Origin of the sequence: Komagataeibacter sp. FXV3 (assembly GCF_015155755.1) — a bacterium.
GTDB lineage: Bacteria > Pseudomonadota > Alphaproteobacteria > Acetobacterales > Acetobacteraceae > Komagataeibacter.
In genome coordinates this window covers 1-19,412 of record NZ_VWPI01000116.1, presented here as the reverse complement: position 1 = coordinate 19,412, position 19,412 = coordinate 1, and the positions used below count along the sequence as shown (strand labels likewise).

Annotated in this window: 20 protein-coding genes; 9 read left to right on the top strand and 11 right to left on the bottom strand. The window is 59.9% G+C overall.

Annotated elements, in window-relative coordinates:
- Positions 1-179 precede the first annotated feature (179 nt).
- The 3 genes from F1542_RS10450 to fumC all read left to right on the top strand — a co-directional run bounded on the left by F1542_RS10450 (position 180) and on the right by fumC (position 5,360).
- Positions 180-809, top strand: coding sequence for a LysE family translocator (locus F1542_RS10450; RefSeq protein ID WP_193732977.1), 630 nt, complete (start codon positions 180-182; stop codon positions 807-809).
- 695 nt (positions 810-1,504) lie between these two features.
- Entirely contained in the window at positions 1,505-3,811 is a 2,307-nt protein-coding gene (locus F1542_RS10445; protein WP_227672661.1) for a TonB-dependent siderophore receptor, read from the top strand.
- Between the two features lie 94 nt (positions 3,812-3,905).
- Positions 3,906-5,360, top strand: a complete 1,455-nt coding sequence (gene fumC, locus F1542_RS10440; protein ID WP_193732976.1) for a class II fumarate hydratase — start codon at positions 3,906-3,908, stop codon at positions 5,358-5,360.
- 111 nt (positions 5,361-5,471) lie between these two features.
- Here the strand turns inward: fumC and F1542_RS10435 are convergent, their stop codons facing one another.
- The 4 genes from F1542_RS10435 to F1542_RS10420 all read right to left on the bottom strand — a co-directional run bounded on the left by F1542_RS10435 (position 5,472) and on the right by F1542_RS10420 (position 8,400).
- Positions 5,472-6,683: an SMP-30/gluconolactonase/LRE family protein gene (locus F1542_RS10435; RefSeq protein ID WP_193732975.1), complete on the bottom strand. Its 1,212-nt coding sequence runs from the start codon at positions 6,681-6,683 to the stop codon at positions 5,472-5,474.
- Between the two features lie 145 nt (positions 6,684-6,828).
- Positions 6,829-7,143: an antibiotic biosynthesis monooxygenase gene (locus F1542_RS10430; RefSeq protein ID WP_010515802.1), complete on the bottom strand. Its 315-nt coding sequence runs from the start codon at positions 7,141-7,143 to the stop codon at positions 6,829-6,831.
- A gap of 35 nt (positions 7,144-7,178) precedes the next feature.
- Positions 7,179-7,940, bottom strand: a complete 762-nt coding sequence (locus F1542_RS10425) for an SDR family NAD(P)-dependent oxidoreductase (RefSeq protein ID WP_193732974.1) — start codon at positions 7,938-7,940, stop codon at positions 7,179-7,181.
- A gap of 103 nt (positions 7,941-8,043) precedes the next feature.
- Positions 8,044-8,400: a YidB family protein gene (locus tag F1542_RS10420; protein ID WP_227672660.1), complete on the bottom strand. Its 357-nt coding sequence runs from the start codon at positions 8,398-8,400 to the stop codon at positions 8,044-8,046.
- Positions 8,401-8,646: 246 nt separating this feature from the next.
- Here F1542_RS10420 and F1542_RS10415 point away from each other — a divergent pair, with 246 nt between their 5' ends.
- The 3 genes from F1542_RS10415 (at position 8,647) to F1542_RS10405 (ending at position 11,388) form a co-directional block, all read left to right on the top strand.
- Positions 8,647-8,967 (top strand): hypothetical protein, encoded by a 321-nt coding sequence (locus F1542_RS10415; RefSeq protein ID WP_193732972.1) that lies wholly within the window; start codon positions 8,647-8,649, stop codon positions 8,965-8,967.
- Between the two features lie 101 nt (positions 8,968-9,068).
- Positions 9,069-10,469 (top strand): deoxyribodipyrimidine photo-lyase, encoded by a 1,401-nt coding sequence (locus F1542_RS10410; protein ID WP_193732971.1) that lies wholly within the window; start codon positions 9,069-9,071, stop codon positions 10,467-10,469.
- A gap of 283 nt (positions 10,470-10,752) precedes the next feature.
- Positions 10,753-11,388 carry a hypothetical protein gene (locus F1542_RS10405; RefSeq protein ID WP_193732970.1) on the top strand — a complete coding sequence of 212 codons (636 nt, stop codon included), beginning with the start codon at positions 10,753-10,755 and terminating at the stop codon, positions 11,386-11,388.
- A gap of 279 nt (positions 11,389-11,667) precedes the next feature.
- Here the strand turns inward: F1542_RS10405 and F1542_RS10400 are convergent, their stop codons facing one another.
- From F1542_RS10400 to F1542_RS10390, 3 genes are all read right to left on the bottom strand, one after another.
- The gene (locus F1542_RS10400; RefSeq protein WP_193732969.1) at positions 11,668-11,859 is read right to left on the bottom strand and encodes a hypothetical protein; all 192 of its coding nucleotides are present in this window, start codon (positions 11,857-11,859) and stop codon (positions 11,668-11,670) included.
- Positions 11,860-11,964: 105 nt separating this feature from the next.
- Complete coding sequence (grxB, locus tag F1542_RS10395; protein ID WP_193732968.1) at positions 11,965-12,609, bottom strand: glutaredoxin 2; 645 nt, start codon at positions 12,607-12,609, stop codon at positions 11,965-11,967.
- 7 nt (positions 12,610-12,616) lie between these two features.
- A complete protein-coding gene (locus F1542_RS10390; protein ID WP_193732967.1) occupies positions 12,617-12,805 on the bottom strand; it encodes a YqaE/Pmp3 family membrane protein in 189 nt (62 codons plus the stop codon).
- Positions 12,806-13,088: 283 nt separating this feature from the next.
- Between F1542_RS10390 and petA the strand changes: the two genes are divergently transcribed.
- Positions 13,089-13,724 (top strand): ubiquinol-cytochrome c reductase iron-sulfur subunit, encoded by a 636-nt coding sequence (gene petA / locus F1542_RS10385; protein WP_193732966.1) that lies wholly within the window; start codon positions 13,089-13,091, stop codon positions 13,722-13,724.
- 9 nt (positions 13,725-13,733) lie between these two features.
- Here petA and F1542_RS10380 read toward each other — a convergent pair whose 3' ends face one another.
- Together F1542_RS10380 and F1542_RS10375 are read right to left on the bottom strand one after the other, a co-directional pair.
- On the bottom strand, positions 13,734-14,855 hold the full coding sequence (locus F1542_RS10380; protein WP_193732965.1) for an L-dopachrome tautomerase-related protein: 1,122 nt from the start codon (positions 14,853-14,855) through the stop codon (positions 13,734-13,736).
- A gap of 92 nt (positions 14,856-14,947) precedes the next feature.
- Positions 14,948-15,484, bottom strand: coding sequence for a DUF1269 domain-containing protein (locus tag F1542_RS10375; protein WP_193732964.1), 537 nt, complete (start codon positions 15,482-15,484; stop codon positions 14,948-14,950).
- A 271-nt stretch (positions 15,485-15,755) separates the two neighbouring features.
- Here F1542_RS10375 and F1542_RS10370 point away from each other — a divergent pair, with 271 nt between their 5' ends.
- Entirely contained in the window at positions 15,756-16,094 is a 339-nt protein-coding gene (locus F1542_RS10370; RefSeq protein ID WP_010510624.1) for a hypothetical protein, read from the top strand.
- Positions 16,095-16,263: 169 nt separating this feature from the next.
- On the opposite strand, the gene F1542_RS10365 is transcribed toward F1542_RS10370, so the two are convergent.
- Positions 16,264-17,115: a phosphatase PAP2 family protein gene (locus tag F1542_RS10365; protein ID WP_193732963.1), complete on the bottom strand. Its 852-nt coding sequence runs from the start codon at positions 17,113-17,115 to the stop codon at positions 16,264-16,266.
- A 158-nt stretch (positions 17,116-17,273) separates the two neighbouring features.
- On the opposite strand from F1542_RS10365, the gene F1542_RS10360 reads away from it, so the two are divergent.
- Positions 17,274-17,483, top strand: a complete 210-nt coding sequence (locus F1542_RS10360; RefSeq protein WP_010510628.1) for a hypothetical protein — start codon at positions 17,274-17,276, stop codon at positions 17,481-17,483.
- A 72-nt stretch (positions 17,484-17,555) separates the two neighbouring features.
- Here the strand turns inward: F1542_RS10360 and F1542_RS10355 are convergent.
- A partial coding sequence (locus tag F1542_RS10355; RefSeq protein WP_193732962.1) for an AAA family ATPase occupies positions 17,556-19,412 on the bottom strand: 1,857 nt, incomplete at its 5' end.

Here is a 19,412-nt window from a genome sequence, read left to right as displayed (position 1 = left end):
GGGATGCGGCATGGCTGTCCGTTTGTCTTGGTCCGTGGACGGGGGGGAGACAGGAAAGGAAAGCGGCATGAGGACCCAAAGTGTTATAATATAACATATTCTTATATCATCGCCTTGCCTACCGTCAAGGGAAGGCGGCATGGTGTCGGCCCCCATCATGAACAGGCAGGGCAAAACGGGTGACGTTTCATACATGGCTGCTGTTTGCCGCCACAGCCTTTGTCTTATCCGCCATGCCGGGGCCGAACATGATGCATGTCATGTCAACCTGCATCCGGTATGGATTGCTGCGTAGCGTGGGCGTCATGATGGGCTGCATGCTGGCGATTGTACTGGTGGTCATCGCATCGCTTGCGGGCATGGCGGGAGTACTGGCGGCGTCACCACGCCTGTTTATGGTGCTGCGGGTGGTCGGGGCGGCATATCTGGTGTTTCTGGGCATCCGGGTATGGCGTGTGCGTGATGCGGCAGACAGTAACGGGGCGGATATGACTTTGATGCCTGCCGTGACCATGCGGGCGCTGTTTCGCGACGGGTTCCTGACCGGGATCAGCAATCCCAAGCTGTTGCTGTTTGCTGCGGCTTTCCTGCCGCAGTTTATCAATCCGGTTGCGCCACGCATGCCGCAATATGTCACGCTGGTGCTGACATTCGCGGTGGTGGAGGCATTGTGGTACCTAGTCTATGCCAGCGGAGGGCGTGTTCTGTCCGCATGGCTGCGTACGCCGCGGGTGCATCGGGTTTTCTGCCTTGTGACCGGGATCGTGTTTATCGGATTCGGGGTCATGCTCCTCCTGACACAGGTATAGGCAGCGTCCGTTGTCCTGCACATTCGGGCGTAGGGTATGCTGCTGCCTGTGGTTTTTGGTCAGGAATATTTGAAATAAATTGCTGATAAATATGAATAAAAGTTTTGGATGCCGCCTTTTTAAAAAAATTGGCGTTTTTTGAAGCTTTTTGGAAAATGCTTCACCCAAAACTTCTTTATGATATGCGTAATATTATAAATTGTCTCTATAATACCATGTATTCGCCAAGATTGACGGAAGGAGGCCTGTCAATCTTGGTGCTGGAATAGGTGTATGTGTCGGTTTTCATTGTATCATTTTCTTATGAAAATGTGATGATCCGGGATCAGGGAACTGACTGGTATCCGTTCCTGCCGTTAATTTCATATAATTAATAAATAAAAATAGTAAATTATAAATAAATAAATTTTCAAAAACGAAAATATTATGTATTTGCTTTTTGTTTCATTTGTAAATTCATGCAACAGTTCCATGCTGTAAAGTGCGTAATGAAAAGGATGCATGTGGCCAGATAGTGGAATGGTCAATCTATATACATTCGTATATAGTTAACTGTATCCATAAAGACACAGTCGCTTCTTATGTGATAACTGAACAGTGAATATATTTATACCTATATGGACGCTGCGGCAGGGGGATTATATACGCCTAGATATGTTTAAAATGGCTAACGAAATGGAATACTCATGGCCAGAATGACCGCAGGTATGGCGTGGATGCTTTCGGCCAGTCTGGTTGCACTGCTCATCCCTTCCGCCTACGCACAGGATACGGATCCAGACAGGGGCAAGAAGACCCAGTCATCCGTCAAGCGCGCAGGTGCCACGGATAATGCCGTCGCATCCGTCAATGCGGAAGAAATGACGGTTATCGGCCACCACCGGATGGTGGCGGGGGCGGCCGCCAACTATAACAAGAAGACCGCAAATCTTGGTCCGCTGGGCACGCGCCGCACGCTTGATACGCCCATGTCGATCATGACCGTGCCGCATGACGTGATCGTCAACCAGCAGGCGCGTAACATCAACGACCTGATGCAGTACATGCCGTCGGTCCAGCTGGAAACACGTGCTGATCCCGGCACCAGCCGCCCGCAGTCACGCGGGTTCGAGGCGGACGTGATTTCCAACAGCCGCATCGACGGCCTGAACGCGTTTACCGTCACACCCTACGCGGCGGAACAGTTTGACAACGTGCAGGTGCTCAATGGTCTTGCCGGTGCGCTGTATGGCCCCCAGAACCCGGCGGGCACGTTTGAATATGGCCTGAAGCGCCCGACGGATGAACGCATCAACCGCCTGGTGGTTGGTGTGGATTCCATCGGCACGCTTATGGAAAACGTCGATTCATCGGGCCGCCTTGGCAAGAATGGCTGGTTTGGCTACCGCATCAACCTGCTGCATGGTGATGGCACGACCTATGTACCGGACAGCTGGGTGCGGCGTAACATGGTCAGCGCGGATTTCGATATCCATTTCGATCGTGATACCGTGCTTGAACTTGATGCCAGCCATTACACGTATGACGAGCGTGGCATGCCCGCGGGCGTCAACCTCAACAACATGCAGTTGCCCGAAGCCCCTGACCTGAGCAAGCCGCATATGGGGCAGGACTATGCGGGCTACAACTCCGAAAACAATGTTTTCCTCGCCAAGCTCAAGCACCGGATCAATGATAACTGGAGCTTCGTGATCGGGGGGCTGTATCAGGATTCAGGGCGCCAGGTATTTGAATCCGCTGATACGCTGATCAACAACCAGGGCGACTACAAGCAGACCATTTCAGCCGCCACCACGGTCAATGACTTCAAGGTTGGCAGTAACATGGCCTATATCAATGGCCATGTGCATACCGGGTTCATCAAGCATGACCTTGTCATCGGCACCAATGGTTACATGGAAGGGGGCTATAATCCCCTGAGCGGGCAGAGCTATACCGCCGTGTCCTCGGCATCGCTGTATAATCCGGCCGTCGCGGCCAATGGCCCGCAGCCTTATTATCATGGCAAGTACGAATCCCAGTACGTGCGGTACCAGTCCATGATCCTGGGGGACACGGTGCATTTCAACCGTCACTGGTCCGCCATGGGTACGCTGGCATGGAGCTGGCTGGATCAGGACAGCACCGGGACGGTGACGGAAGAAGCGGCGACGAAGCAGACGGTGAATGGCTACGTTGTCTCGACCACCCATCTGGCCAAGGGAAAGACCACGAATGCACGGGCCGATGCCGCCTTCAGCCCGATGGCCAGCCTTGTCTACAAACCGGCAGACAACCAGACCGCCTACTTCACCTATGGTCGTTCCCTGCAGGCCGGCACGTCGGTTTCGGCTGGTGCGGTGAACAACAACCAGTACACTTCGCCCGTGCGGAGTGAGGAATTTGAAGTCGGCTACAAGTACATGTTCCGCAACATCCAGTTCAACGTGGCTGGTTTCCGTGCAACCCGCAGCTATGCCTATATCGATCCGACATCGCATGTTTACGGCAATTTCGGCACGCAGCGGAATTATGGCGTGGAATTCCAGGCCATGGGTCACATCACGCCGCGCCTGTCCGTTATCGGTGGCATGACGTGGATCGATGCGGAAGTACTGAATACGGGCAACGCCAAGACATCCAACAAGGAAGCCGTGGGTGTCGCGCCGCTGCAGGCCAACGTGCTGCTGGATTATCGCATTCCGTTCTCGCAGGGGTTCGCGCTTAACGGTCTGGCGGTCAATGCCAACGTCCATTACACGGGCCGTCGTGCGGCGGATGTTTACAACTCGACCTATGCCGGGTCTTACGTCACACTGGACATGGGGGCGCGGTTCCCGTTCCGTGCGGCCAAGCATCCGTGGATGGCTCGTTTCGGTGTGACCAATGTTGCGAACGAACGGTACTGGTCGTCCGTCTATAACGGCACTGCCGCGGGCACGGCTGTCACGGCGGCGGGCACCAGCGCTGCCTATGCCGGCCTGCCACGTGCCTATCACTTCACGCTGGAAGCCGACTTCTAAAACCCCGCGCACCCGCTTGTGATACCGGGCGGGGGCGCGAAAGCCCGGTGGCATTCCCATATTCCCTGCAACCATAAAGGGAAGGAACGCCACCATGACTGAACCTGCCACCCCAGCGTTAAAAGACTGCCCCATCGGGCTGGATGCCACCGGCACACGGCGCGAAAAGGATTCGATGGGGGAAATCGATGTCCCCGCCAACCATTACTGGGGCGCGCAGACGCAGCGCAGCCTTGTGCATTTCTCGATCGGGCGGGACCATATGCCCATTGAGGTATGCCACGCCTACGGTATCGTGAAAAAGGCGGCAGCACAGGTCAATGCGGCTGATGGACGCATGCCGCAATGGAAAGCCGACGCCATAAGCCGTGTTGCGGATGAAGTGATTGCGGGCAGGCTGGATTCCGAATTCCCGCTCTTTGTCTGGCAGACTGGGTCTGGCACCCAGACGAACATGAACGTGAACGAGGTCATCGCCAACCGCGCCATCCAGCTTCTGGGTGGGACCATCGGGTCCAAGAAACCGGTTCACCCCAATGACGATGTCAACATGGGGCAGTCGAGCAACGATTCCTTCCCCACCGCCATGCATGTCGCAACCCTGCTGGAAATCGACAGCCGCCTGCTGCCCCGCGTGCGTGAATTGATCGAAAGCCTGCGCGCGAAGGCCGAGGAATGGATGCAGGTGGTCAAGATCGGCCGCACCCACCTGCAGGACGCCGTACCCCTGACGGTGGGACAGGAATGGTCCGGCTGGGCGCAGCAGCTTGAAGATGCGCTGGAAGCGGTCGAGGCCGCACGTCCCGGCCTGCTGCAGCTTGCGGCGGGTGGTACGGCGGTGGGCACCGGGCTGAATGCCCCGCCGGGTTTCAGCCGCGCCATTGCAAAGCGCATTGCCGCACTGACCGACAGGCCGTTTGTCACCGCACCCAACAAATTCGCGGCCCTTGGGGGGCTGGACGCCATGGTGCGGGCGTCGGCCGGTCTGCGTGGGGTGGCGGTCAGCCTGCTCAAGATCGCCAATGACATGCGCCTGCTCGGCTCCGGGCCGCGCTGTGGCCTGGGTGAGTTGCACCTGCCGGAAAACGAACCCGGTTCCTCCATCATGCCCGGCAAGGTCAATCCGACCCAGTGCGAGGCCATGGTCATGATCTGCACACAGGTGCTGGGCAATGACGCCACGGTGGCGTTTGCAGGCAGTCAGGGACAGCTTGACCTGAACGTGATGCGCCCGGTCATTGTGGCCAACGTGCTGCATGCCATCCGCATCCTTGCCGATGGCTGTCATAATTTTCGGGTCTTTTCGGTTGAGGGCACGACCCTGAACCGCAAGCGGATTGATGCTTACGTGGCGGGTTCGGTCATGCTGGTGACGGCGCTTAGTCCCGAGATCGGATACGACCGGGCTTCCGCCATCGCGCATCAGGCCATGGAGCATGATATCAGCCTGCGTGAGGCTGCCCTTGCCTCGGGCTTTGTCGATGGCGCCACTTTCGACCGTCTTGTCCGCCCGCTGAACATGGTGGGCAAGGGCGTAGGCGGGGCCTGATCTCTGAAAACAGATAAAAGTTTCTGGTGAAGCTTTTTTTGGAAAGCTTTGTTAAACGCCGCCTTTTTGAAAAAAGGCGGTAACCAGAAACTTTTATTTTTTAATAATTTATCAGGATGGCGCCGCTCCCTGCGTATTCACCTGCAGGGTAAACAGCGCGTCCCCCGCGCACATGAACAGCACATCGCGCTTGGGGCCGCCAAATGTCAGGTTCGATACCCCGCGTGGCAGGCGCAGCCGCCCGATCATGTGACCGTGGGGATTGTACACCACCACGCCACACAGCCCCAGCGGCCCGTTGGCGCCGCACCACAGGTTGCCAAAAATGTCGGTGCGCATGCCATCGGGGACCATCTGGTGGCCCTCCAGCATCATGTCGGCAAAGGGGCGCAGGTTATGCACTTCGCCACCTGTCACGTCACCTGCATGGATATGCTGGTCGCCGCCATGCCCGTTCTGTCCCGGCCCTGGTCCATCGGAAATGACATAGACGATTTTTCCATCTGGTGAGAACGCAATCCCGTTCGGGTCCGGCAACTGCTGCTGTGTCAGCACGGCGCGGACATCGCCCGTGGCCGGGTCCACGCGGAAGACATGGTCTTCCTGTCGCCTGTGGCCGCCAAACTGGGTCACGACTTCCCCATCCAGCGTCCAGCGTTCCATACCGCCCCGGTTGGCCGGGGCGCCCGGGGCATCCGGGTGGCCTTCCACGATCGTGTCGCCATAACCGGGATCAGTGAACCAGACGCTGCCATCAGGGTGGATCGCCACATCATTGGGGGAGTTCAGCGGCGCGCCGCCATAACTGTCGGCCAGTACGTGGCATGATCCGTCATGTTCCCACCGGACCACGCGGCGCATGCCGTGTTCACAACTGACCAGGCGGCCTTCGTTGTCAAAGGCATTGCCATTGCTGTTGTAGGAATAGTCGCGAAAGACCGAAACCGCGCCGTTTTCCCACAGATAGCGGTACTGCTGGGCGCGGATCGTGTCACTCAGCAGCAGGAAGCGTCCCTCGCTGTTCCATGCCGGTCCCTCCAGCCATCCCCCGCCACGCCATGCCAGTTTCAGCCCGGCATTGGCATAGGCCAGATTGCCGAAGCCGGGGTCCAGCACCAGTATGTCGGGGTCCGGCAGGGGGGTAACCGGCGCATCCGCTCCCCATTGCCGGGGCGGGGTGGAGATGACGCTGGACGGTTGTGGCAGGTTTTCCACGGTTGTCGCGCGGGCGGCAAGGCCGCCGGCCCACAGGCCACCTGTGGCCAGCCCCCCGGCAAGTATGGCGCGCCGGCCGGGATGGAACACAGGGGAGACTGGCGGCATGAAAACGTCTTTCTGCTATGGGATCGTGAATGAGTGACTGTTTAAAAAATACTTACTGGCAAGTAAAAGTTTTTGGGTGCCTCCTTTTTGAAAAAGCTTCACCAAAAACTTCTATTTCTTTTCAGAAATTTCAAACGGTTTCTTATCAGTTTTCGATGTTCTGCAGGACTTCAAAACCCTCGAATACCGGGGGACCAGCCATAAGCGGCTTGCGGTTGCCCGCATGGGCGTGGGCGGCGCGGAACTGTTCGGACTGCGTCCAGCCGACAAAGGCCTCATACGATTCCCACACGGTGTGCGAGGCATAGAGGATGTAATCCTCATGCGTCGGGCCCTTGAGGAACTGGAAACTGACAAAGCCGGGTACGGTGCGCAGGTGGACTTCGCGTCCCAGCCAACGTTCACGGAATTCCTGCTCGTTTTCAGGCGGGATACGGAAACGGTTCATGGCAATGTACATGCTGTGCTTCTCCTGTTTCGGTAGCCGGACTGACCTTAGCGACCGCCGGACACCGTCATCACGCTTCCTGTCATATACGATGATGCGGGGGAAAGGAGAAAGGCCACCGCCTGCGCGATTTCATCCACATGCCCGACACGCCCCATGGGCACGACGGTTTCCGCCAGTTTAGCGGTTTCCGGTGGTACCATGTCTGTCGCGGTCAGGCCAGGGGCGACCGCGTTGACGCGTATGCCCTCACGCGCGACTTCGTTGGCCAGGCCACGGGTAAAGGTCTCGACCGCAGCCTTGGTCGCGGCATAGGGCACCAGTCCCGGCAGGCCGCCCAGACGGGCGGCAACCGATGACAGGTTCACGATCGCCCCGCCCTTTCCGCCATGGCGGGTGGACATGCGGCGCACGGCCTCGCCCGCGGCCAGCATGGTGGCGCGGACATTGATGTTGAACAGGGTATCCAGCGTTTCGGCGGTCTGCTCATCAACGCGCACCTTCGTGCCGGTAATGCCCGCATTGTTGACCAGCCCCGCAAGTGGCCCGAGTTCGGCTGCGCGTTCGAACAGGGTAGGGATTTCTTCAGGCTTCGATATATCGGCGCGGATGGCCAGCGCGCGGCCGCCATTGGCCGTAATGGCGCGGGCCAGTTCCTCGGCCGGGGCGGCGTTGGTGGCATAATTGATGGCGACGGCATGGCCGTCACGTGCAAGCAGGCGGCTTATGGCGTGCCCGATACCCCGGCTGCCGCCTGTCACGATCACGACGCCGGATGATTGCGCGGGGGTGGAATTGACGCTGTTCATGAACCCGTCCTGCCTGCTTGCTGAATGTCAGATGGGTCATCATAGGCTCACGGGCGGCCATGCAAACAGGAAACATGGCCACGCCGCAGGTCATGGACGTATATCAGCCATCCAGTCGTGACAGGTGGGGCAGCAGGTCGGACAGGCCCTTGATGGTGGCGTTGCGGGACAGTCCCGTCTCGGCGGAGAAACGTTCGATGACCGGGGCGGGGATTAGCCGGGTCACCACACTTTCATCGGCCGGGGTATTGGTCGGGTGATTTTCCCACTGCGTGACCTGTGCCTCCAGCCCTGCCTTGCGCGCCCGGTCATACAGTTCGCGTCGTCCGGGGCTGCCGGCGTCTCCCATATAGGCAATGACCGCACTCATGAGGCCGGACGTATCGGTGCGTGCCCCCGTCAGCGTATCCGCAACCTTGTCCGCGGCATGTCCGATCTGGTCCGTTGCTGCATTGGCCATGGTGGTATGCTCCTTCATCAATTCAATGGTCAGGGATACTGGGGCCAACGAAGGACGGGCGTGATTTGTCCCATCATGGATTTATGAAGTCAGGGACAGGATAACGTGGGAACTTTCCCCGTCCTGCCTATTCATTCTTTCATGATGGCTGCACTGCATGGATGTATCTTGACTCAGGCGGCAAAGTGCAATGCGCTGGATGATATAACAAAAATTGCCATGTCATTTCCGAAGGGAGACAGCCCGATGCAATGCATTCCCGCCGTGCGCCGTTACGGAACGCAAGGCCTGATCTGGACAGTCCATTTTACCATGGCTTTCGTGCTGGCCAGTACCAGTGCGCATGCCGCAGGGCGCGAGGACCAGGCCAGTGCATGCAAGAATGATGTGTTCCGGCTATGCTTTCTTGACATTCCGAATGAAAAACTGATGACGGAATGCCTGGAAAGCAAGCTCAGCCAGCTTTCCCCCAAATGTCGCGCCATGTTCGAGGATGACGAGGCACAGGACGCGGAACACAAGCAGGAAGATGCCGCCGTGGCCCGGGAAGTCACCCCCACGCACTGAATGCGCGTCCGCACGGGGGGCACGTATTTGACGGGGCGGGGGCTTGTGTCCCACACAGGGCATCATGACTATGCATCAACCCGAGCGGAATACAGCCAACCATGTCTGACACCGCCCCGACCATCATGTGGTTCCGTGACGACCTGCGTCTTGGGGACAATCCCGCCCTGTGTGATGCCGTGTCCCGGGGGCCGGTGGTGTGCCTGTATGTCCATGATCCGGCTTTCCCCCTGGGCGGGGCCGAAAAATGGTGGCTGCATGGTGCGCTGTCGGCGTTGGACCATGACATGCGCGCGCAGGGCGGCCGGTTATGCATCATGGCCGGGGATACGCATGAAAGCGTGCTGTGGCTGGCTGCACGGCTGGACGCGGGGGCGGTGGTGTGGAACCGGCGCTATGGCCCCCATGGCCGGCAGGTGGATACGGACGTGAAGGCAGCGTTGAAGGCACGTGGCGTTGAGGCGCACAGTCATCCCGGCAACATGCTGCATGAACCATGGCAGGTCCGGACGAAACAGGGCGCGCCCTTTCGTGTCTTCACGCCATGGTGGCGTGCCGTGCAGGCCAAGGGACCACCCCTGCCGCCACTGACCGCACCCGACCGGCCTGCTTTTGCCGTGGTTCCCCCTGCGGTCGGGGAATTTCTGCTGCAGCCTGCCGACCTTGCCCTGCTGCCAGTGCGACCGGACTGGGCACAGGGCCTGCGTGCGCAGTGGCAACCGGGGGAGGCGGCGGCCCATGCCCGGCTGGATGCCTTCATCGCAGAACAGATCCATGGCTATGCCACGCAGCGCGAACTGCCCGCGCAACCTGCCACGTCCGGACTGTCGCCCTATCTGCGCTTTGGCCATGTCTCCCCCCGGCAGGTCTGGCACGCGGTGGATGCGTCGGGACCGGGCGACCAGGATAGTGCCTGTTTCCTGAGTGAGGTGGGATGGCGGGATTTTGCGCATGCGACCCTGTTCGACTTTTCCGACATGGGTACCGGCAACCTGCGTCCTGAATACGACAACATGTCCTGGCGACATGATCCCACTGCCCTGCGGGCCTGGCAGCAGGGAAAAACCGGCTATCCCATCATTGATGCGGGCATGCGTGAGTTATGGCACACGGGCTGGATGCATAATCGCGTGCGAATGGTCGTGGCGTCGTTCCTGACCAAGCACCTGCTGATTGACTGGCGTGTGGGCGAGGCATGGTTTGCCGATACGCTGGTGGACGCGGACGGCGCAAGCAACCCCTTCAACTGGCAGTGGGTTGCCGGGTGCGGACTGGATGCAGCCCCCTATTTCCGGATATTCAATCCCGTCGCACAGGGGGAGAAATTCGATCCCGCTGGTGATTATGTCCGGAAATGGGTGCCAGAAATTGCCCATCTGCCCAATAAATACATCCATGCGCCCTGGAAAGCCGGACTATCCGCCTCCCCAGACTATCCCGCGCCCATTGTTGACCTTGCCGGGGGACGCGCGCGCGCGCTTGCAGCATGGAAAGCCTTATGAAATCTGGCAGATCCCATGCGTCCGCCTTATATGGGTTCAGGTCGTCCAGCAATTTTCATACCGTGTATTCAGGTCCGCCCTGGCCCATGATTTGGTAAAAAATTATGTAAATTAAATACAATATGAAACATACTGAAGGTTTTTGAATTTATATTAATGACTTATTGTTTGAAGTGCATGAAATTTCAATTCTGATTTTTTTCACAAAGCATATCAGCAGAAAATTATTCGGCATCTTTCCTGCAGGGGGGAGGCATGCGGATGTGACAGGGGATGATATTACATGGGCAGGCGGTACGGTTCTGCAACAGCTGTTTCATACGGCGAGGGGCAGGTCATCTTTGGCGCGGGTCATTTTGACATGACCACGATCCGGTTGGCCCTGTCCCGGTACCGTCGGGAAAACAGTCAGCCGCACCCTGACCACCTGCGGTCCATTCTTGCCTGTTCCGGTGCGTGGCTGAGTTTGAACCTGTCTGAACTGCATGGATGGAACCAGGGGCTTTTTTGCCTTGATGGCGGGACGATCGTTTTCAACCATGCCATTTCGGATGCCGTGACCATCCTGCCGGTCGAGATACGGCCCGGTGGCGGCAGCCTGATATTCAGTGATGCAACAAAACGGCCTGGAATCCTGCTGATCCACCTGACATGCCCCCGTCAATCCCATGATAGTGTGCAACTGGTGTTCCAGGACTGTGCCCGGCAGTTTGCCTGTTATGATCCCATGATGGACATGACCCTTGTCGGGCTTGTGCCAGATGGCGAGGAACCAGATGGCTGGGTAGCCGTGCGCCTGAATGGCAACCCGTGGCGGATTGGTCATCCGGTTGCGTCCGAAGGTACCCGCGCACCCATTCTGAAGCGTGAATGGCAGGCAGGGGAACACGATACGGTTATCCTGCGCCTGCCAGCCTGAGTACCGGCCGGGAACAAATCACGAAAAAGGGAAGACTCTGCATTTTCATGACCTGAGTCCCAAAGCGTCAACAGACTTATCCACAACCCTTCAAGGCAAATTCAGGCTTGCGAATCTGGATTCGTGTTGCGGCAAAGAGACAATAAATGGCTATTTTCCGCCATGAGAGCGATTCCCCCGCTTTCCTTTCCGGGCACTTTATGCAAGTGGCTGCGGGACTCGGAACAGGTCAGGCTAAAAAAATCCACACCTGACTGGTCTGTTTATGCGCTCCCGCCATCAGGCGTCCCTGTCATGTTCCATATGGGGATAGGTAGCGCAGCACAGGTCAAACTCCCCCTGGAGTTCGACAGGGAATTTTTCATTGCAGACCATATCGAAACGGGCATGCAGCGACCGTCGGATCCAGATTTCGAACGGTGTGGAACGGCGGCGTTCATACGGCTGTCCGGTTTCATATAATTCTGACATGGAGTGTCTCCCTGTCTGCCCATGGTGTCATGCGGGGGAAACGGTCAGGACGGCCTGACAGTTGCCATGCATTTCCATGCCCTCATATGATCCATGCGTAACCGTTCAGGCCGCCATGTGATCCAGCAAGGGAATGCCGGTAGCCTGTGACATGTGCTGGCAATACGCCCGCACCGGCATGGGCCAGTCGAGACCCGCCACTATCGTCAGGCTGCGCAGGTGGGCAAACAGGTGAATGTCATCGGTAGACAACGTGCCGTTGACCGCATCGGGGCGCTGGATCAGGCTGGCAAGCCGGGCAAGGTGAATATTCATGCTGGCCCGCAGGGCGGCACTTTCAGCCAGGCACGTGCTGAAGGGGCCGATCATGGCTTCCTTGTTCCCGATAAAATACAGCCGTGCGCCAGTCGTTGCGAATTCCGCAAAGGGGGCCGCGGCAAACCGGGGCAGGGCCAGGCGGATGAAGGCAGGCTGCGTGTCCTGTATCCACTGGCCTGTTTCCGGGCGCGTTGGCCCGGTCAGCAGGGGGCGGCCATCCATGGCGTCGACATGGGCGACGATATCCATGCTTTCGCCCATGAAGTGCCCGTTGGTTTCCAGTATGGGCACCATCTTGCGCCCGATCATCCGGGTTGGCGTGCTGACATCATCATTAAGCAGCACGACATCGGTGACCGGCAGGTGCTTGAGTCCGAAAATGATCCGGGCTTTCACGCAGAACGGGCAATGGTCGTAGATATAAAGTTTCATGCAGGTTTTACGACCGTCGCAGGGATGCGATCTTGCGATCGGTCTTGTACTGGCTCAGCGCATAGACCGACCAGATCGCAGCCGGAATCCATCCGATCACGGTCACCTGCAGGACAAGGCAGATGATGCCGGCAATGGGGCGGCCAATTGTAAAGAACTGCAGCCACGGCAGCAGGAGGGCAAGGATAAGCCGCATGATTGATCTCCACATGCATGCCCGATTGGGCAGGACAGGGCATAATCTAGCGTGAATTGCCACCCGGCACAGCCCCGATACCGGTTCGTGCAGCATTATGAAATACACGCCCCAGATCCGTGTGTGCACGGCTGTGCCGCATGGCCCCGCGCGACCGGGCCATCACAGCCAGGGAACGTTGCTTTCCCGCCCCTGGCCGCGTCTTTTTGTGCTGATGGATAAGGGTGTATCCAGATACGGTATGCCCTTTCTTTTGGAACGGGTTCGCGATAAAAACACTCTGATGGAAAACGCGTCGGATACACAACCGGCACCCGGTGGGCGTCGGAATTTCCTTGGGCTTGTCACCACCGCCACGGCTGCCGCCGGTGCGGGCGCATGCCTGTGGCCCTTCCTGCAAAGCCTTGCCCCGCGCGACAGTGCGGCAGCCCATCTGCCGGTTGATGTGGATATATCCGCCCTGCCACCGGGACAGCAGATTGTCGTGACATGGCAGGGCAAGCCGGTTTTCATTACCCATCGCACGCCCGAATCCCTCGCGGCCCTGCAGGATGCCGCCCTGACCGGACGGCTGCGTGACGGGCAGTCCAATGACCGGCAGCAGCCGGCCTATGCCAAAAACTGGCATCGTTCGCTGGACCCGCGCTATGGCGTGGTGGTGGGTATCTGCACCCATCTGGGCTGTGTGCCAGCCTATAAACCCCTGCCCGAAGGGCAGGGTGGCGGCAACTGGCCGGGTGGTTATGCGTGCCCCTGCCATGGATCGAAATTCGACCTCGCCGGGCGTGTGTTCCGTGGCGCGCCCGCCCCATATAACCTGCCGGTGCCGCCCTACAGCATGCCATCGCCCACCGTTATCCGTCTGGGTGAAAACCCGGCGGGACAGGATTTCGATTTCGCCGGTATCCAGCAGCTCTGACCCGGTGGCCTAGCGCACGGGTTTCAGGTGCAGGTCCATGGTATAGATTGCAACCGGCAAATGCAGGCGTGAGATTCCATCGGGCTGGAACGTCGCGGTCCGGTCAAGCTGCACGGCGGGTATCCACAGCACGCCATGGCTGTCGATCCACATGGCGTCGGCCCAGACCAGTCGCCTGTCATGGATCAGCGTGGTGGTTTTTCCCTGTGGCGTAATGCGCAGGATACTTAACCTGTTCACATCCGACACATACAGGTTGCCATCCCCGTCAATGGCTGTTCCGCCCGTCGTTGGCGTGTCATGGAACAGCGTTACGGCATGGGACAGGTCGGCAGCCGACAGGGCCGGGTTTTCCAGCGCCGCCGTGGGCGCCACCCACATCGGGCCGGAACTGGGCTGGAAATACAGTTTCTGCCCGTCCGGGGAGACTTCAAGCTGGTCGGCATGGATGCGCACCTGCCGGCCATGGGCTATCAGCATGCGGCCTTCGGCATACATCGGGCGGTCATCGGTGGTGGAACGGTCATGCGCCAGCACCCGCCGCTGCACCCCGGTGGACAGGTTGACCACCACCAGCGCCGGATCCCCCGCATCGGTTACGAAAACCGTATCCCCATGGAAACGGATGTCATCCATATAACTGTGTGGTGTGCTGGCCGCCCGTAGTGAAAGGGCATGCACCACCTGCCCGGTCATGATGTCAAACGCCAGAAGGCGCGCCGGTGCACCATTTTGGGGACCGGGTGGGCCGCCCACGTTCGCATCCCCTGAATCGACAACCCATAACAGCCCGTCCGGCCCGATGCGCAGGGCATTGACACGTACGAAGGGCTGCAGGTCGCCCTTTGTCCCGTCGGGATGGTTCCAGCGTGCATCAGGGAAGGCGTGGGGCTGGCCGCCTGCATCGATTTCGGCAACGGTGGGACCGCTGCCACCCCCACCCCAATAGGGGAATGAGATGAAGGTGCGCCCGTTATCGGCGACGGCCACGGCGTTCAGGACACGGTCGGATGTCCATTGCACATGCAGCCTTTCATGTGCCTGTGCCGGACCATGCCATGTGACAGAGGCCGGAATGGCCAGAAAAAGTGACAGGAACACGCGGTGCAGGCGCTTACGGGTGGTCGGCATGCAGCCAGCATATCATTACGCGATGTGACCGGTCATCACGGCTGTGTGTGGGCAGGGTCCCACATGCCATGGGCAGCATGCGGGACAGGCATTCAGGCCGCCGGGGCAGGGGCTGCCATCTGGCCCAGGGCTGCGCGCAGCTTGTTCTCGTTTTCCGGGGAAAGCGATGTCTGCAGCACACGGGCATGGCCCTTGAACTCACGCAGGTCGGCCAGAACCTTGTCGGGCTGGGACTTGCGCACCAGAATGAACAGCGCGGACGTGTTGGCCGGGATGGTGGCGCCCAGCGACTTGATGAAATTGTCATCAATGCCGTAGTCGGACATCTTGCCCGCGATCGCGCCCGCACCGGCACCAACGATGCTGCCCGCGACAAAACCCGCCAGCGGGTTCAGGCACAGCAGGCCAACCAGCGCGCCCCAGAAGCCGCCCGAGAACAGACCGTACGACGCACCGACCTTTTCCAGGTTGACGCTCTGCTGCAGGTGCAGCTTGCCATCAGCGGTGCGGATGACGACAACCGCGTCCTCCAGGTCCAGCAGGTATTCCTTTTCCAGCTTCTTGCATTCGGTCAGGGCAGCCGTGGCTTCGTCCTGGCTGTCAAAACCGATAACGATCAGATCGGACATGGGATACTCCATTTCATGTTTCCGCCCCCGGATGGTGGGGATGGATGGTCACCATGATATTACATGGATATATCCTTCATGCCGTGGCGGTTTTTAGGCATGGATGCCCCCGGTGGGGTGCAGGTCTGGCCCGGTTGCAGGCACGGGCCGGGCACCCCATCTGCCATGAAGCGTGTCATGACGGATATGGGGGCGAACCGTCCCCTGTCCTATGTGTTTGTCCGTATGTCGCGGTGTCACGCACCCATGTATTGCAAGGAGAGACAAGCCGATGTCCCGTTTCATGAACGATGATGACCGTCCCGACAATGCAGGCGAAGGCAAGCATGGTACCGCGCGCAGGCTGGCGGAAGCCGGGCTGAAGGCCGAGCGTGCAGGCGATCAGGCCCGTGCCGATGAACTGTTTGATGAAGCCGAGCGCACCGACCCCGAGGCGCTGGAAAATGTGCTGATGGAAAATCCCGCCCCCCGTCGTCGCGTGTCGGGGCGCGGATTTGGCGATGACGCCGCTGTCGCCCGCATGAGCCGCACGGTGGAGCCGGATGCCGATTCCCCGTCACGTGCCGGGATTACGGATGATGGCAGTGGCGCGGATTCCGAACGTCGGTAAAGACGACCCCGAACAGGTTCTTCCACCTGGTCCTTAAATGATGACAGTTTTCGGGTACCGCCTTTTTTCGAAAAGGCGGGGGTTCTTCAAAGCTTCCTGAAAAAAGCGTCGCCAGAAACGTCCTTATGCTTGCAGGCTGTTTTTTGGATCTGACGTTTCAAACAGCCCCTTACTGGGGCGGATGGGCCGCGGCGTCCGCCTCAACCGCACATTCTTCCGCAGGCGGCGCGGACATGGTCGGGTGCAGGGCCACGACCTCCGCCCGGGCCGCGTCCATCTCCTGACGGAAGCCTTCATCCTGTTCCATGGCAGAATACAGCACGCCGCCATTCAGCCACGCGGCCGTCACGTCACTCTGCCACTGTACGCCACAAACGACCCGGCTTTCCCCGAAAACGCGGGCACGCTGCATGATCCATGCCGTCCGGTCAGGCAGGATGTCAGACAGGATCAGTCCCGTAACCCAGCCCAGCGTGGCATGGAGCGAAGGATAGGATGGATCCTGCCGCAGGCTGGCCCGCAGCGGGATGCAGGTCGACAGTTCCGCTTCGGTAAAGGGACGGGGACGGTTCCACAGCATTTTCTGGGCATTGACCGCAGGTGTCAGGCGATGTTCGATCCGTGTTACCAGGCCCACAAGTTCAGGCAGGTGATCCGGCGGCAGGGTGAAACCGGCAGCACAGGAAAAGGCCGAGACCATGTGGGCGGGCGTATCACGATTATCCGCCTGTGCCAGTTTCCATCGCGGCGTGCCCTCCAGCACGCGGGTCGCGGCATAAATGCTGGCATCCGCCGCGCGCTGCGCCGTGTCCGGGCCGGGCGGGGGTGGCAGGAAAATCTGCCCGTCCGGCAGGGGTGGACCCGCAGGGACGGTATCGGCCGTCTGGGTCGCATGGTGATGCACGGCGGCTGTACCATGGTGGTGGGGATGCGCGCTGGCCTGAACGGATACCGTCGCCATCAGGGTCATCATGGTACAGATGGCAAGGCCACCCGGCATGGCACAACGGTCAAGACGCATCTGTTTCCTGTCAGTTTACCTGTTGACCGCAACCCACGGCCCTACCATGCGCATAGCATGGGTACAGGGGCTGGCAAATCCTGTTGCGGGGACAGGTGCTGCTTCTGCGCTGCCGCGTTTTATGGCATGCTGGCGCCAAAGCCCGGAGGCACGCAACAATGAACCGCAGAAACCAGATATGGCCCACCACGGTCAGCCCCGTACGCATCGGCCTGTGTGTCGTTGGCCTGACGCTGGTGGTGGTCCAGTTTTTTCATGGCCTGCACATAAGCCCCGATTCCATGCCGGGACAGGTCATGTTTCACATCGCCATGCTGGCGCTGGGTGCGATCATATTCGTTGTTGGCATGTGGGGACCGTCGCTGTAGGCGCGCGGGTTACTTCCCGAACACTTCGCGAAACGCCGCCTTGCTGGAAAAGACGGCATGGCGCGCCGCATGTCAGGACATGAACCCGATGCGCCGGTTGCCGTCCCGCCCCGCCGTTTCCGCCTGAAGGCGCCCAAGCAGTTCATCGGGTGTCGGGTCTTCATCCAGCAGGCGCGCACGACGCAGCACTAGTGCGAAATCGGATGGAACCAGCGTATGGATGTGACGCAGCCCCGCGGGTGCATCCTTCCCGAAGAAGCGGCGGAAGGCATGTGCCGCCTGGTCTGGCGTCAGGTAGCCAAAGCGCGCGCGGAACAGGAAGCGCCGCATGCTGGCCGGGTCCAGCTTTTCCACAAGGTTGGTGGTGCAGGCAAATGGCAGGGGATGATGTTCCATCCATGTCAGCATTTCGTTGACCTGGCTGATTTCCCATGACCGCTCCGCCGAACGGCGATCGCCCAGCAGGCTGTCGGCTTCGTCAATGATCAGGAAGGCCCCGCTGTCGCAGGCTTCTGCAAAGGCGGCGGCGATCTGCTGCTCGCTCTGGCCCACATACTTGTCCAGCAGGTCGGAGGCGCGTTTCTGCAACACCGGCATGTCCATCCGTTCCGCCAGATGGCGTGCATACGCACTCTTGCCCGAACCCGGCGGTCCCGACAGCAGCAGCGAGACCGCACGCGGCGCGCCGGGACGCGCCAGCCGCGTGGTCAGGGCCTGCAGGTCACAGTCCGCATTGATCAGGGTTGAATCGTAATCCGTCACATCGGGTTGTGACGGCATGGGCATCTGCCCGCCCGCAGCCGCCCGGGCAATGCCGGTCGCGATCATGCTGGCCATGGCGGAATCGCCCCCTGCCAGATGGGTGGAGCGCAGCGCATTGCGGAAAATGGCCGGTGCCGCCGGAATGGCACGGGCCAGGTCGGCGGCATCCGTGGGCGCAAGGGCGACCTTTTCCTCACGCGCCATGTCCTGCCACAGGCGTGTGCGCACGCCGATGCCGGGCTGGCGCACCTCGATGCACAGCGCCATGCGCCGCGCAATCGCGGGGCCAAGGGTATCAAGATCGTTGGCCGTCCAGATGACCGGCGTGCCACCCTGTTCCAGCAACCGGTGAAAGAACACGCGGCTGTAGGATTGTGGCGGGTCGAACAGGCTGGCGGTGAACAGGTCCTCCGCCTCGTCAAACAGCAGGATGGATTCCGTGTTGCGCAGCAGCCGCGTGCTGCACCGCAGGTCGGCCAGCCGTTCGTGGCGGGATGGTTCATCGCCCGCGCTATCGGCCTCGCCCACGGGGTACAGGGTCGCACCGATATGCCGGGCAAGGGTCGCGGCAAATTCGGTCTTGCCCGTGCCCGGCGGGCCATACAGCAGGATATTGATGCCGGTTGCATGCTGTTTGACCGCGGCCTTCAGCAGCTTTGCCGCGATTTCCGCCTGCTGGCCCAGATGGGCGAAGGCATCCCACGGCAGGGTCGCATCCCGGGGCTGGCCCAGCAGCAGGGAGCGGATATCCCCCACTACGCTGGCCCGGCGGTTCATCAGCGCCATGAGCCGGGGCAGCAGGGTAATGTCGCCGTCCTCATCCACGGTCATGAGACCACTCATGCGCAGTTGCCCATCAGGGGCAAGGGCGGTGGCGATCGCGTCTTCCTCCTGGCCCAGCAGCAGGTGAAGCAGGGGGATGTCCTCGCACAGGAATGGCCCGCGTGAACGGTTTTCACACAGGTCATCCCACAACTGTTCGAAATGACCATTCAGGCGGTAGCACATGGCCAGGCCAAGCACCTCGCTTGCGACCCGGCCCAGACCCGTCGCCTGGCTCAGTTCCTCCAGCCAGGCATCCACGTATCCCCGGTCGCCCGCATGCTGTGCGCGCGCTTCTTCCAGCGCGTGGCCAAGGCGCTTCCATTCCGTGGCGGTGGGTGGGTT

Bases quoted from the DNA above. Each gene is read 5' to 3' on its own strand.
- petA (WP_193732966.1), top strand. From the start codon at position 13,089: ATGGAAAACGCGTCGGATACACAACCGGCACCCGGTGGGCGTCGGAAT.
- F1542_RS10390 (WP_193732967.1), bottom strand. From the start codon at position 12,805: ATGCGGCTTATCCTTGCCCTCCTGCTGCCGTGGCTGCAGTTCTTTACA.
- F1542_RS10420 (WP_227672660.1), bottom strand. From the start codon at position 8,400: ATGGCCAATGCAGCAACGGACCAGATCGGACATGCCGCGGACAAGGTT.
- fumC (WP_193732976.1), top strand. From the start codon at position 3,906: ATGACTGAACCTGCCACCCCAGCGTTAAAAGACTGCCCCATCGGGCTG.
- F1542_RS10365 (WP_193732963.1), bottom strand. From the start codon at position 17,115: ATGCGTCTTGACCGTTGTGCCATGCCGGGTGGCCTTGCCATCTGTACC.
- F1542_RS10415 (WP_193732972.1), top strand. From the start codon at position 8,647: ATGCAATGCATTCCCGCCGTGCGCCGTTACGGAACGCAAGGCCTGATC.
- F1542_RS10445 (WP_227672661.1), top strand. From the start codon at position 1,505: ATGACCGCAGGTATGGCGTGGATGCTTTCGGCCAGTCTGGTTGCACTG.
- F1542_RS10430 (WP_010515802.1), bottom strand. From the start codon at position 7,143: ATGTACATTGCCATGAACCGTTTCCGTATCCCGCCTGAAAACGAGCAG.
- F1542_RS10410 (WP_193732971.1), top strand. From the start codon at position 9,069: ATGTCTGACACCGCCCCGACCATCATGTGGTTCCGTGACGACCTGCGT.
- F1542_RS10380 (WP_193732965.1), bottom strand. From the start codon at position 14,855: ATGCCGACCACCCGTAAGCGCCTGCACCGCGTGTTCCTGTCACTTTTT.
- F1542_RS10360 (WP_010510628.1), top strand. From the start codon at position 17,274: ATGAACCGCAGAAACCAGATATGGCCCACCACGGTCAGCCCCGTACGC.
- F1542_RS10370 (WP_010510624.1), top strand. From the start codon at position 15,756: ATGTCCCGTTTCATGAACGATGATGACCGTCCCGACAATGCAGGCGAA.
- grxB (WP_193732968.1), bottom strand. From the start codon at position 12,609: ATGAAACTTTATATCTACGACCATTGCCCGTTCTGCGTGAAAGCCCGG.
- F1542_RS10405 (WP_193732970.1), top strand. From the start codon at position 10,753: ATGGGCAGGCGGTACGGTTCTGCAACAGCTGTTTCATACGGCGAGGGG.
- F1542_RS10375 (WP_193732964.1), bottom strand. From the start codon at position 15,484: ATGTCCGATCTGATCGTTATCGGTTTTGACAGCCAGGACGAAGCCACG.
- F1542_RS10400 (WP_193732969.1), bottom strand. From the start codon at position 11,859: ATGTCAGAATTATATGAAACCGGACAGCCGTATGAACGCCGCCGTTCC.
- F1542_RS10435 (WP_193732975.1), bottom strand. From the start codon at position 6,683: ATGCCGCCAGTCTCCCCTGTGTTCCATCCCGGCCGGCGCGCCATACTT.
- F1542_RS10425 (WP_193732974.1), bottom strand. From the start codon at position 7,940: ATGAACAGCGTCAATTCCACCCCCGCGCAATCATCCGGCGTCGTGATC.